The following is a 12351-nucleotide window of genomic DNA, read 5'->3' as shown; positions in this document are numbered from 1 at the left end:
GGGGCAAGGATGTCTGATATCGATGCGCTACAGGCGTTAACGTCACAAATGATACAGGAAGGCATTCGCCGTTTACTGGTCATTAGCGGCGACGCGGCCTGGTGCCGGGAACGGGCCGAGGCAATGCGCGCTGCGTTGCCCGGCGACTGGCTGTGGGTCGCGCCTGACGCGCCCGCAGAACCGCGCTGTACACCACAGGCGCTTCAAATGCTGCTGGGGCGCGAATTCCGTCATGCGATATTTGATGCCTGGCAGGGCTTTGACGCCGCTGCGTTTGCGGCCCTGAGCGGGACCTTGCAGGCCGGAAGCTGGCTGCTTCTGCTGATGCCGCCGTATGAGGCGTGGGAATGCAGGCCCGATACCGATTCACTTCGCTGGAGCGATTGCGCGCAGCCGATCCCCACGCCGCAGTTCGCACAGCATCTTAAACGGACTCTCTCCCGCGATCCGCAGACGTTGCTTTGGCGACAGAACCTGCCGTTTTGCTGGCCATCTTATCCTGCCCGCGAACGCTGGCGACCGGCCACCGGCGAGCCGCAGCCGGATCAGGCGGCTATCTTATCGCGTTTACTTGAGATGCCGCCCGGCGTGGCTACGGTGATTGCCGCCCGCGGGCGCGGCAAATCGGCGTTGGCCGGGCAATTCATCTCACAGATGACGGGTACGGCTATCGTTACCGCGCCAGCGAAATCGGCAACGGACATCCTGGCAACGTTTGCCGGCGGGCGGTTCTGTTTTATCGCGCCGGATGCGCTGCTGGCGAGCGAGGCAAGAGCCGACTGGCTGGTTGTTGACGAGGCGGCGGCAATCCCTGCGCCGCTGCTGTTGCAACTGGTTTCGCGCTTTCCCCGCACGCTACTGACTACCACCGTTCAGGGCTACGAAGGCACCGGACGCGGTTTTTTACTTAAGTTTTGCGCCCGTTTTCCGCAGCTTCACCGCTTCACGCTTCGTCAGCCTGTCCGCTGGGCGCCAGAATGCCCGCTGGAAAATATCGTCAGCGAGGCGCTGATATTCGACGATGAAGCATTTGCGCAGGCGCCACATGGCGCGATAGCAATCTCGGCGTTTTACCAACAGGCCTGGGGGGAGACGCCCGCGTTGCCGAGGGCTGTGTATCAGTTACTGTCGGGGGCGCACTATCGTACTTCGCCGCTGGATCTGCGCCGAATGATGGATGCGCCAGGGCAGCATTTCTTGCAGGCCACGGCGAATAACCGTGTGGCGGGCGCCCTCTGGCTGGTCGAAGAGGGAGGGCTATCCGCAGAACTCAGTCAGGCTGTATGGTGCGGTTTCCGGCGTCCGCGTGGAAATCTGGTGGCGCAGTCGCTGGCGGCGCACGGTAGCGACCCTTTAGCCGCGACGCTGGTCGGGCGTCGCGTAAGCCGTATCGCGGTGCACCCCGCCCGCCAGCGCGAAGGCATCGGTCAGCAGTTGATTGCCTGCGCGTGCGTGCAGGCGGCGCAGTGTGATTATCTTTCCGTCAGCTTCGGCTATACGCCGGAGCTGTGGCGTTTCTGGCAACGCTGCGGCTTTGTGCTGGTACGGATGGGCAACCATCGGGAGGCGAGCAGCGGTTGCTATACGGCGATGGCGTTATTGCCGCTGAGCGACGCGGGAAAACGGCTCGCGCAACAGGAGCACCGGCGTCTGCGCCGCGATGCGGATATCCTGACGCAGTGGAACGGCGAGGCGATACCGCTGGCAGCGTTACGCGAACAGGCGCTTGATGATGAAGACTGGCGTGAGCTGGTCGGTTTTGCGTTCGCGCACCGTCCGCTACTGACATCGTTAGGTTGCCTGCATCGTTTACTGCAATACAGCGCATTGCCATTGCCGGCGCTGAGAGGGCGGCTGGAGGAAAAAGCCAGCGATGCCGAATTGTGCGCCCGGCTACACGTTTCAGGTCGTAAGGCGCTGCTGGCGTTGCAGCGTGCGCAGGCTGCGCAGGCGGTGATTGCGCTGGATGCCGGGCGAACGCAGCGTTTACGCGACGTCATGCCCGGCGGTGAGAACCATGCCGGATAGCGATAACTTTCCGGCACGGTCTCTGGTTACTTTTTCGACTGATCCTTCTTCGGCCAGTCGTCTTCATCGTCCCACTTATCGTTAAAATCGCGATGCGGGGGCAGCTCAGGTTTGTTGGCAAGGAATTTCTTATGGTCGATGCGTTTGAGATCTTTGATCACATTCAGCAGTACGCCTACCAGAAAGACCAATACCAGAATCCACCAATATTTTGCCAGCCAGTCCATGCTTATTTCCTCTTACCGGAACGCTCATCAGGCGACGAGCTGTTCCATAATACGTTGATACATACGGGCCAGTAGCTGGAGATCGGCGGCATTCACACATTCATTAATTTTATGAATTGTGGCGTTTACCGGCCCCAGTTCTACCACCTGCGCTCCCATACGGGCGATAAAACGTCCGTCGGACGTACCGCCCGTCGTCAGTAATTGCGGTTTAATTTCATTATAGTGCTCAATGGCGTTTACCACCGCGTCTACCAGCTTTCCGCGTGCGGTCAGAAAAGGCTGGCCGGAAAGCCACCAGTCTACGGTATAGCGTAGCTGATGCTTCTCAAGCAGCGCATGTACCCGTTCTTTAATCATTTCATCGGTCAGTTCCGTGCTGAAACGGAAGTTAAACTGCACGAACAGTTCGCCGGGAATGACATTATTGCTACCGGTGCCAGCCTGGATATTGGCTACCTGCATACTGGTGGCCGGGAAAAAGTCATTGCCCCGATCCCACTCGATAGCGACCAGTTCATTGAGAAAAGGCGCGGCGCGATGAACAGGGTTATCCGCCAGATGCGGATAGGCGACGTGCCCCTGAACGCCATGAATAGTGAGGTTACAGGTGAGGGAACCGCGACGCCCGTTTTTGACGACATCGCCCACAATTTCAGTACTGGAGGGTTCGCCAACCAGACAGTAATCCAGCCGCTCGTTACGGGCCATCAGCGCTTCAACCACCTTTACGGTGCCATTTTTCGCGCTGGCTTCTTCATCAGAGGTAATCAAAAACGCGAGACGGCCCCGGTGATGAGGATGCTGCGCGACAAAACGCTCGGCAGCGACCACCATGGCCGCCAGTGAACCTTTCATATCCGCTGCGCCGCGACCAAACAGCATGCCGTCGCGAATCGTAGGCTCAAACGGCGGATTGATCCAGCGGTCGACATCGCCGGCCGGTACGACGTCAGTATGCCCGGCGAACGCCAGCGTTTCGCCACGCCCACGCCATGCCCAAAAATTTTGCGTGTCGCCAAAATCCATATGCTCAATGGTAAAACCGATTTTACGCAGGCGTTCAATCATTAATGCCTGACAGCCTGCGTCATCCGGACTCAGGGAGGGACGACGAATAAGTTGCTGTGTCAGCTCAATAACCGGGCACGACATAGGCTACACCTCATCAAAAAACTGCTGGTAACGGGATTCACTGAAACCAAGCAGCATAGGCTTCCCCGGCGCGCAGAGCAATGGGCGTTTGATCATTGCCGGCTGCGCAACCAGGAGGACGGCGGCGGCGGCGGCATCGGTAATCCGGCTACGGGCGGCTTCATCCAGTTTGCGCCATGTTGTGCCGCGCGTATTCAGTAAAGGCTGCCAGCCGAGTTCGGCAATAAAGGTATTAATAAGGGAGAGGTCTATTCCATCCACGCGGTAATCGTGAAAACGATAATCAATGCCATGCTCCTCCAGCCAACGGCGCGCTTTTTTGATCGTGTCGCAATTCTTAATGCCATAGAGGGTAATCATATTGAATCCTTTAACGCGAAATTCGAATAAATAATCAATAGTATCGTCTGCGGGAAATAAGTGTGGCCGTGTTAATGTTTATTTACCCAGCACTGAGCGACAATCAATATAACATTGTTGAGTGAATGTGAATAATGATTCCAAAACATTCCAGAAGTAGCGTGTTTATGATTCGCTGAATGACTTATATTCTGCGCTTATGAAATAGTTCGTTTTTTAACCCGATTTGGTTAAGTAGTGGAAACGGTATTAATGTTGCGAAATATTGCAGTAAATCACATAAAATTTATAGCTACAGCGCCATAGTAATATTATAAACAGCATAACCGGAGGATATCGCAACAATCGTTAAATGACCTTCTCTCTATACCGTTAACGACATAGAATACCCATAATAATAAGAGAGGCTATTATGATTGAACGTGAACTGGGGAACTGGAAAGATTTTATCGAAGTCATGCTTCGTAAATAAATGACTGGAAGGCACCGCGCTCCCATAGGGGATAAGAAAAGGCGACTCAACGAAAGTCGCCTTTTTTGTGCCCGACACCTCGTATCAGGCTGGCCGGGACTTTATTCCGGACGCGGCTTCAGCGGGAAGCGGCGACGTATCAGCACGAAAAACAGTGGTACAAAGAAGATAGCCAGAATGGTTGCTGAGATCATTCCCCCCATCACGCCGGTTCCGACAGCATGTTGGCTACCCGAGCCTGCTCCGTTGCTGGTGGCCATCGGCAATACTCCAAAGATAAACGCCAGCGAAGTCATCAGTATCGGGCGCAGGCGTTGGCGGCTGGCGTGCAGCGTGGCGTCTAACAGCGAGTGTCCCTTCTGATTCATTTCGTTGGCAAATTCCACAATCAGAATCGCATTTTTCGCCGAGAGTCCGATAACGGTTAACAGCCCCACCTGGAAGTAAACATCGTTCTCCAGCCCACGCATCCAGGTGGCGAGCAATGCGCCAATGACGCCGAGCGGCACAACCAGCATTACCGAGAAGGGCACCGACCAGCTTTCATATAACGCCGCCAGACACAGGAAGACCACTAATAGCGAAATAGCGTACAGCGCGGGCGCTTGTGCGCCGGAGAGTCGTTCCTGATAAGACATGGCTGTCCATTCCAGACCAAAGCCGCCTGGTAGCTGATGTACCAGCGACTCCATGGTGTCCATAGCCGTACCGGTACTGTCGCCCGGCGCAGCCTCCCCGACAATTTCTACCGCCGAATAGCCGTTATAGCGTTCCAGACGCGGCGATCCAGTTTCCCAGCGCGAGGTAGCGAAGGCGGAGAAGGGGACCATGCCGCCGTCTTTGTTACGGACATACCAAAGATTAATATCATCCGGCAACATACGATATTTTGCCGCCGCCTGGACATAGACCTTCTTCACGCGGCCCCGGTCCATAAAGTCGTTGACGTAGCTCGACCCCCAGGCCGTTTGCAGGGTATCGTTGATATCATCGATCGACACGCCCAGCGCCTGCGCTTTCCGTTGGTCAATATCAATTTGCAGTTGCGGACTGTCGTCCAGACCGTTGTGGCGCACGCGGGTTAAGGAACTGTTTTTCCCGGCAAGCTCAATGAGTTGATCTCGTGCGGCCATCAGCGCGTCATGGCCTGCTCCGGCGTGATCCTGCAATTCCATATCAAACCCGGCGGAGCTGCCCAGACCGCTAATTGCCGGCGGGCTGCTGGCGAAGATACGAGCTTCTTTAATCTGGCTAAATGCTTTTGTCGCCCGTTCAATAATGGCGAACGAGGTGCCGGTGGTGGGATCTCGCGCATCCCAGTCTTTTAAGCGGACAAACATGCGCGCGACGTTTTGCCCATTCCCGCCAGGGCCGGACCCTACCGTTGAGAAGACCGACATAATGTTGTCTTTCTCATGGGTGAAGTAATAGTTTTCAACCTTCTCAACGACTTTTAATGTCTGCTGTTGCGTAGAACCGCTCGGTAGCTGGATAGAAGTGGTGAACATGCCCCGATCTTCTTGCGGCAGAAAGGAGGTAGGGAGACGTAGAAACAGGAACACCATGCCGCCAAGCAACAGAACATAAATCAGAATCCAGCGCAGGCTGCGATGCAAAATTTTCGCCACGCTTTTCTCATAACGTTCGGCATTACGATTGAAGGTACGGTTAAACCAGCCGAAAAAACCGGTTTGCCCGTGCTGCTCGCCTTTGCGCAACGGTTTTAACAAGGTTGCGCAGAGCGCTGGCGTCAGGATCATGGCGACCAGAACCGACAGTACCATCGCCGACACAATGGTAATAGAAAACTGACGATAAATCGCCCCGGTGGTGCCGCCAAAGAACGCCATCGGCACGAATACCGCAGACAGTACCATCGCGATACCGACCAGCGCGCCCTGGATTTGCCCCATGGATTTGCGCGTCGCTTCACGCGGCGTGAGGCCTTCTTCGCTCATGATACGTTCGACGTTTTCCACCACCACGATGGCATCGTCGACCAGTAACCCAATCGCCAGCACCATCGCGAACATGGTCAGCGTGTTGATACTGTAGCCGAACGCGTAAAGGACGGAGAAGGTACCCATCAATACGACCGGCACGGCGATCGTCGGAATAAGCGTGGCGCGAAAGTTTTGCAGGAACAGATACATTACCAGGAAAACCAGCGCGATAGCCTCCAGCAATGTTTTGACCACATCAATAATCGACGCTTTGACAAAAGAGGTGGTTTCATACGCGATCTTATATTCCAGACCGTGAGGAAAGTACTGCGCCAGCTCGTTGAGGCGATCCAGCACCAGCTTCGCGGTCGCCATTTCGTTCGCGCCGGAGGCCAGCTTAACGCCGAGACCGGAAGCGGGATTGCCGTTAAAACGGCTGAGGTGGTCATACTTTTCCGCACCCATCTCCACGGTGGCGACATCGCCCAGTTGTACCTCGGAACCGTCCTGATTAACGCGCAGGGTGATATCGCGAAATTGTTGCGGCGTTTGCAGCAACGACTGCGCATTGATGGTGGCGTTCAGCGCCTGCTTGTCAACCGAAGGCGTACCGCCAAGCTGCCCGACGGCGATTTGCGCATTCTGCGACGCAATCGCGTCGGTCACGTCTTTGGCGGTCATCTGAAAACTATTCAGTTTGGCCGGGTCGAGCCAGATACGCATAGAGTACTGTGAACCGTAGGCGTCAATATCGCCCACGCCGTTGACGCGGCTGAGCGGGTCCTGAATATTACTGGCGACGTAGTCGGCGATATCCTGCTTGTCCATAGAACCGTCGGTAGAAACGAAGGCAATGGTCAAAATGTTGGTATCGCCCGTTTTGCGTACCGTGACGCCCTGGTCCTGTACCGCCTGCGGCAGTTTACGCATCGCGGACTGCAACTGGTTTTGCACCTGCTGAACCGCCTCATCAGGATCGGTTCCCGCAATAAAGCTCAGCGTGATGGTCGCCTGTCCGGTTCCACTGCTTTGTGATGACATGTACATCAGATTATCGAGACCCGTCATATTCTGCTCAATAACCTGGGTTACGGTATTTTCCAGCGTTTGCGCCGACGCTCCCGGATAATTCGCGGTAATACGTACATTGGGGGGCGCCAGATCAGGATATTGTTCAACGGGTAAAGAAAAAATGGCTAACGCCCCTGTCAGACACAACAGGATAGCCAGCACCCAGGCAAAGATGGGGCGATCGATAAAAAAATTCGCCATTAAAGGGGAACCTCGTGTTTCTACGTATCGTTATTGGTATGAACTGCTTCACTTTAGCGGCAAGCTACGAGCCAAACGTGGAGAAATAAAGGAGATAATGTAAATTATCATGCGCTTCTACAGCATACTTTTTGTGCCAACACTGGAAAGCCTGACATCTGGCCTTCCGGCGCTTTGCCGTTCTTTATGTTAACTGGCTATATCTTCCCCGCTGGAGGAGCGAAAACTGATACTGACCAGCGTGCCGCCGCCGGAAGGTTGCGAAAAATTCAGCGTGCCGCCGAGCCGCTCCGCGCGCTCGCGCATAATGTTCAGTCCATAATGACCGACGGGTTCATGCGGTTCGCCGATACCAATGCCATTATCATGAATATAAACGGTATGATCGCCGTCAGGCGCGGTGACGCAACTCACTGCGATTTCGGTCGCGTTGGCGTGCTTAATCGCGTTCAGGACCGCTTCACGTACAATTTGCAACAAATGCACCTGCATTTGCGCATCCAGCGCCAGCGTAGGCAAACGGCAATCCAGCGTAAGTTTGGCCGGCGTCTGACTCTGTAAGTCTTCCAGCATCTCGTGCAATGCGGAGGGTAAATCGGCCTGCTGTAATGTCAGACGGAACGTGGTGAGTAGTTCGCGAAGCTGACGGTAGGCGTCGTTCAGCGCCCTTGAAAAATCCGTCATAATGCTTTGCGCACAGGCGTTATCTTCTGGAATGGCGCGTTTCAAAAGCGTTAACTGAATACGTAAATAAGAAAGTACCTGCGCCAGCGAGTCGTGCAGCTCACGGGCAATCGTTGCGCGTTCTTCCATTAACAAAAGTTGCTGGAAGTGTTTTTGCGCCTGATTAAAGTACAGACCGCGACCCAGCATCGTGGAGACGCTGTTCAACAACGGCGTGGAGGCATCAACGTTGGGACTTTGCCAGTGGAGTTCGCCATAGACCGTGTCCTGCATTGTGACCGGCAGCATTTGCACTGGTAGATTGGGACGTTGCGTGCCTTCGCTAATCCGCCAGTTATCGCCCACGGTTAATTTCAGATACCAGGCGGCATCATGTTCACGGACAATTCGTAAAATATGGCGAAAACAGTGGACATCGATCTGGCTGGTATTCAGCGCCTGGGAGCACTGGTATAGCACCTCCAGGCGGCGGTGCGCTTCATGCAGATCACGCGTTTTTTCTTCCACCGAGGCTTCCAACGAACGGTAAAGTTTGTGCAGCTCGCTCGACATCTGACTAAACGTTTTCGCCAATAATCCCAGTTCATTGGATAAGCTGGTATCGAGTGGCAGCGGGGCGAACTGTCCGTGTTCAATACGCTGGCTGGCGGTGACCAGTTGATTAAGCGGGCGAACCACCTGCTGGCGAATACGTCGTAGGGTAAAAAAGACCAGTGTAAATATGCCGATACCGCCCGCCAGAGATATGGCGACAACTAGCATGACTTTGCGTTCGGCGTAATGCTGTAACGCCAGAACGAAGAGATCAATTTGATCGACGTAATTGTTGATATTCGTCTGATACCATGCGATGTCGCCGCCCTGTAGGCGGCTGTTCATCTCCAGCCAGTTTGCGTGCAGGCGCGCGTAGCGATTTTTCACCGCCTGCGGCACATACCAGGCGTTGAGATTTCGCAGTACCGGCGAGTTGAGCGCGTGCTGAAAAAGTTGGCGATGCGCATTAATCTGCGGACTACGGCTTTGCAGATCGTAGCCCAACCGATAGCTCTGCATTCGTAGCGAACCGGCGATATTGATCGCTTCGGCATCCCGTAAACTGCTGGTCAGCGTCAGTAATGCGCTGCCGGTGGACAGAATAGACAACAGCACAATATAGAAAAAAGCCTTAGCCAGACTGGCCGAGACCGGGCGTTTAACCGTCACACTAGTGCTCCCCGCATTTAGCTGAACCGCAATTTCATTGGTTATGAATAAATTGATCTGCCACAGGTTCTGGACAGATAGTTGTGTTTCCTGGGCAGATGAACATTGCCGACCCCGCCTTCGTCAGTTAATAACAATGCTCATATAAAGAATAAGGTTTTTACAACCAAAACAGAAGGACGCCATGAATCGTTTTATTATGGCCAATAGCCAGCAGTGCCTGGGGTGCCATGCCTGCGAGGTCGCCTGTGTAATGGCTCACAATGATGAGCGACATGTACTGACGCCACAGCGCTATCAGCCCCGAATTACTGTCATCAAACATCAACATCAGCGCAGCGCGGTAACATGTCATCATTGCGAGGATGCGCCCTGCGCCCGTAGCTGTCCGAACGGCGCGATCGCTCATATTAACGACAGCGTGCAGGTCAATGCGCAGAAGTGTATTGGCTGTAAATCCTGTGTCGTCGCCTGCCCGTTCGGTACCATGCAGATGATATTGACGCCCGTCGCGTCAAACCAGTTCAAAGCCAGCGCGCATAAGTGCGATCTGTGTCAGGGGCGTGAAAATGGTCCTGCCTGCGTGGAAAATTGCCCGGCGGATGCGCTGCAACTGATCACTGAAGCGTCGTTGACTCGTCTTGCTAAAACGCGGCGGCTGCGTACCGCGCGTCAGGAGATTCGCCCCTGGCATACGGTCGATACGGAACGCAGTGGGGCAACGAGAAGCAAAGTCGAGCGTATGCAGGCGACGCCGCCGCGCGGCGAACCAGATAAACTGGCGATTGAAGCGCGTAAAACCACCTTTGAGGAAATTTATCTGCCGTTTCGCACAGTGCAGGCGGAGCGTGAGGCGGCCCGCTGCCTCACATGCGGCGAACACAGTATTTGCGAATGGACCTGTCCGTTGCATAACCATATTCCCCAGTGGATCGAACTGGTGAAAGCCGGCGATATTGATGCGGCGGTCGCGCTTTCTCACCAGACTAATTGCCTGCCGGAGATTACCGGGCGCGTCTGTCCGCAGGACCGGCTGTGCGAAGGCGCGTGTACGCTCCGCGATGAGTATGGCGCTGTTACCATCGGCAATATTGAGCGCTATATCTCCGATCGTGCTCTGAGCAAAGGCTGGCGTCCCGACCTGTCGGACGTACAGAAGATTGACAAGCGCGTAGCGATTATCGGCGCGGGGCCGGCAGGTCTTGCCTGTGCGGATGTGCTGGCGCGCAATGGCGTCAGCGCCACCGTCTACGATCGCCATCCGGAAATCGGCGGTTTGCTCACGTTTGGTATTCCGGCCTTCAAGCTGGATAAATCTTTGCTGGCGCGCCGCCGGGAGATCTTTAGCGCGATGGGGATTCGTTTCGAGCTCAACTGCGAAGTGGGGAAAGACATTTCGCTGGCGACGTTGCTGGAAACCTATGACGCCGTATTTGTCGGTGTGGGAACCTATCGTTCCATGAAGGCTGGTTTGCCGAATGAAGACGCGCCTGGCGTGTATGATGCGTTGCCATTCCTGATCGCTAATACCAAACAAGTGATGGGGCTTTCGGAATCGCCCGATGCGCCGTTTATCGATACTGCGGACCTTAACGTGGTCGTGCTGGGCGGCGGTGACACCGCAATGGACTGTGTACGTACGGCGCTGCGTCATGGCGCTGCAAAGGTCACCTGCGCTTATCGTCGCGATGAGGCCAATATGCCGGGGTCGAAAAAAGAGGTGAAAAACGCGCGAGAAGAGGGGGCGAACTTTGAATTTAACGTTCAGCCGGTTGAGTTGGTGCTGGATACGCAAGGGCGCGTCAGCGGTATTCGCTTTTTGCGCACGCAGCTTGGCGAACCGGATGGTCAGGGACGACGCCGTCCGATTCCTGTTCCGGGCAGCGAGTTCGACATACCGGCGGATGCGGTAATTATGGCGTTTGGTTTTCATCCGCATGGTATGCCGTGGCTGGAATCGCATGGCGTGAAGGTGGATGACTGGGGACGCATTGCCGCCAGTGTCGAGAGCGCGTTTCGTTACCAGACGTCCAACCCGAAAATTTTCGCCGGCGGCGATGCGGTGCGCGGCGCTGATCTGGTGGCGACGGCGATGGCAGAAGGCCGACATGCCGCGCAGGGGATGCTCGACTGGTTTGGTAAATAATCGTATTTGTAGGCCGGTTAAGGCCTACAGCGGTTAAAATAATTGTCTATACTCCTCATACTTCAACTTGCATATGCGGCAAATTGAATTATTTAGAATATATAATTTAATTGTAATTAAACGACCGTGTTATAAAAGATCTTAAACCTACTTGGGTTTTATAATGGGTAGTCTCATATTTTCATATAATGTATCACAAATCATGATATGAGCATTGAAGGTATAAGTTTATCCGCAGCTTACCTGGTTACAGGCTTTAAAGTAGGCTATCGTTTGGTTAGTATTGATTATCCTAATATCTGGTTTGATTTTTATTGAAAATATAGTGTAAATTGAAAGAAAGGACTCTATCAAAGTCCCTTCTGAATTTTTATTTCAACGCCCCATATATCTGATCAACAATCCAGCCGTACGTAGCCGCAGGTAATAACCCACTCACAAAAACATTCGGATTCACTTTAGGATCTGCTACTGGTGAGTGCGGCCTGTTACCTAAAATCACAATTGCCATATGATTAACCGGATCGATAGAGGTCAGTGTTCCGGTCCACCCGGTATGTCCATACGTTTCCGGACTGGCTAACACCCCGAACGTTGGGGTCATTGCGGCATTGCTGTTACCGATTCAATGATAAAACCAAGAATCATATAATCTACGTCGCTGTAGATATGCTTCGATCCAGGTTGATATTCCAGTGGGGTCTTTTTAATCATTTCTACAGTAGTGCTTTTATTCTGTGAGAATAATTTATCGGCTACGTTTTTATCGAGATATTGTGGCTCGGAAGGAAATCCGGCATTGAGTAGGCTGTCTCTTCAGCAGACAAAACCAGCTTCACAGCGTAATATTAATGTTCCTTT

General features: G+C 54.0%; 8 protein-coding genes and 1 pseudogene. 3 read left to right on the top strand and 6 right to left on the bottom strand.

Annotated features, from left to right (window positions below; translation table 11 throughout):
* Positions 1-9 precede the first annotated feature (9 nt).
* On the top strand, positions 10-2028 hold the full coding sequence (gene tmcA, locus F4V61_RS08380) for a tRNA cytosine(34) acetyltransferase TmcA (RefSeq protein ID WP_001279805.1): 2019 nt from the start codon (positions 10-12) through the stop codon (positions 2026-2028).
* 26 nt (positions 2029-2054) lie between these two features.
* On the opposite strand, the gene F4V61_RS08375 is transcribed toward tmcA, so the two are convergent.
* Genes F4V61_RS08375 through F4V61_RS08365 form a run of 3 tightly spaced genes read right to left on the bottom strand, consistent with a single transcriptional unit; the run spans position 2055 to position 3770 of the window.
* Entirely contained in the window at positions 2055-2255 is a 201-nt protein-coding gene (locus F4V61_RS08375; RefSeq protein WP_000383840.1) for a YpfN family protein, read from the bottom strand.
* A 27-nt stretch (positions 2256-2282) separates the two neighbouring features.
* The gene (gene dapE, locus F4V61_RS08370) at positions 2283-3410 is read right to left on the bottom strand and encodes a succinyl-diaminopimelate desuccinylase (RefSeq protein WP_001277825.1); all 1128 of its coding nucleotides are present in this window, start codon (positions 3408-3410) and stop codon (positions 2283-2285) included.
* A 3-nt stretch (positions 3411-3413) separates the two neighbouring features.
* Positions 3414-3770: an ArsC family reductase gene (locus F4V61_RS08365; RefSeq protein ID WP_058344744.1), complete on the bottom strand. Its 357-nt coding sequence runs from the start codon at positions 3768-3770 to the stop codon at positions 3414-3416.
* Positions 3771-4182: 412 nt separating this feature from the next.
* Here F4V61_RS08365 and ypfM point away from each other — a divergent pair, with 412 nt between their 5' ends.
* Positions 4183-4242 (top strand): protein YpfM, encoded by a 60-nt coding sequence (gene ypfM, locus F4V61_RS08360; RefSeq protein ID WP_001386977.1) that lies wholly within the window; start codon positions 4183-4185, stop codon positions 4240-4242.
* A gap of 101 nt (positions 4243-4343) precedes the next feature.
* Here ypfM and acrD read toward each other — a convergent pair whose 3' ends face one another.
* Both acrD and narQ read right to left on the bottom strand, forming a co-directional pair.
* Positions 4344-7457, bottom strand: coding sequence for a multidrug efflux RND transporter permease AcrD (gene acrD / locus F4V61_RS08355; protein WP_080160991.1), 3114 nt, complete (start codon positions 7455-7457; stop codon positions 4344-4346).
* A 189-nt stretch (positions 7458-7646) separates the two neighbouring features.
* The gene (gene narQ, locus F4V61_RS08350; RefSeq protein WP_079781984.1) at positions 7647-9344 is read right to left on the bottom strand and encodes a nitrate/nitrite two-component system sensor histidine kinase NarQ; all 1698 of its coding nucleotides are present in this window, start codon (positions 9342-9344) and stop codon (positions 7647-7649) included.
* A gap of 184 nt (positions 9345-9528) precedes the next feature.
* Between narQ and aegA the strand changes: the two genes are divergently transcribed.
* Positions 9529-11490 carry a formate-dependent uric acid utilization protein AegA gene (gene aegA / locus F4V61_RS08345; RefSeq protein WP_079827476.1) on the top strand — a complete coding sequence of 654 codons (1962 nt, stop codon included), beginning with the start codon at positions 9529-9531 and terminating at the stop codon, positions 11488-11490.
* Positions 11491-11860: 370 nt separating this feature from the next.
* On the opposite strand, the pseudogene F4V61_RS08340 reads toward aegA, so the two are convergent.
* Positions 11861-12288 (bottom strand): annotated as a pseudogene (locus F4V61_RS08340) (serine hydrolase); the annotation flags it as partial.
* Between the last annotated feature and the right edge of the window lie 63 nt (positions 12289-12351).

This window comes from Salmonella enterica subsp. arizonae, assembly GCF_008692845.1.
In the GTDB taxonomy this organism is placed as follows: Bacteria; Pseudomonadota; Gammaproteobacteria; order Enterobacterales; family Enterobacteriaceae; genus Salmonella; species Salmonella arizonae.
This window is presented reverse-complemented; position numbering and strand designations above follow the sequence as displayed.

Coding starts and splice junctions, on each gene's coding strand:
- F4V61_RS08375 (WP_000383840.1), bottom strand. CDS start 2,255: ATGGACTGGCTGGCAAAATATTGGTGGATTCTGGTATTGGTCTTTCTG.
- tmcA (WP_001279805.1), top strand. CDS start 10: ATGTCTGATATCGATGCGCTACAGGCGTTAACGTCACAAATGATACAG.
- acrD (WP_080160991.1), bottom strand. CDS start 7,457: ATGGCGAATTTTTTTATCGATCGCCCCATCTTTGCCTGGGTGCTGGCT.
- dapE (WP_001277825.1), bottom strand. CDS start 3,410: ATGTCGTGCCCGGTTATTGAGCTGACACAGCAACTTATTCGTCGTCCC.
- aegA (WP_079827476.1), top strand. CDS start 9,529: ATGAATCGTTTTATTATGGCCAATAGCCAGCAGTGCCTGGGGTGCCAT.
- F4V61_RS08365 (WP_058344744.1), bottom strand. CDS start 3,770: ATGATTACCCTCTATGGCATTAAGAATTGCGACACGATCAAAAAAGCG.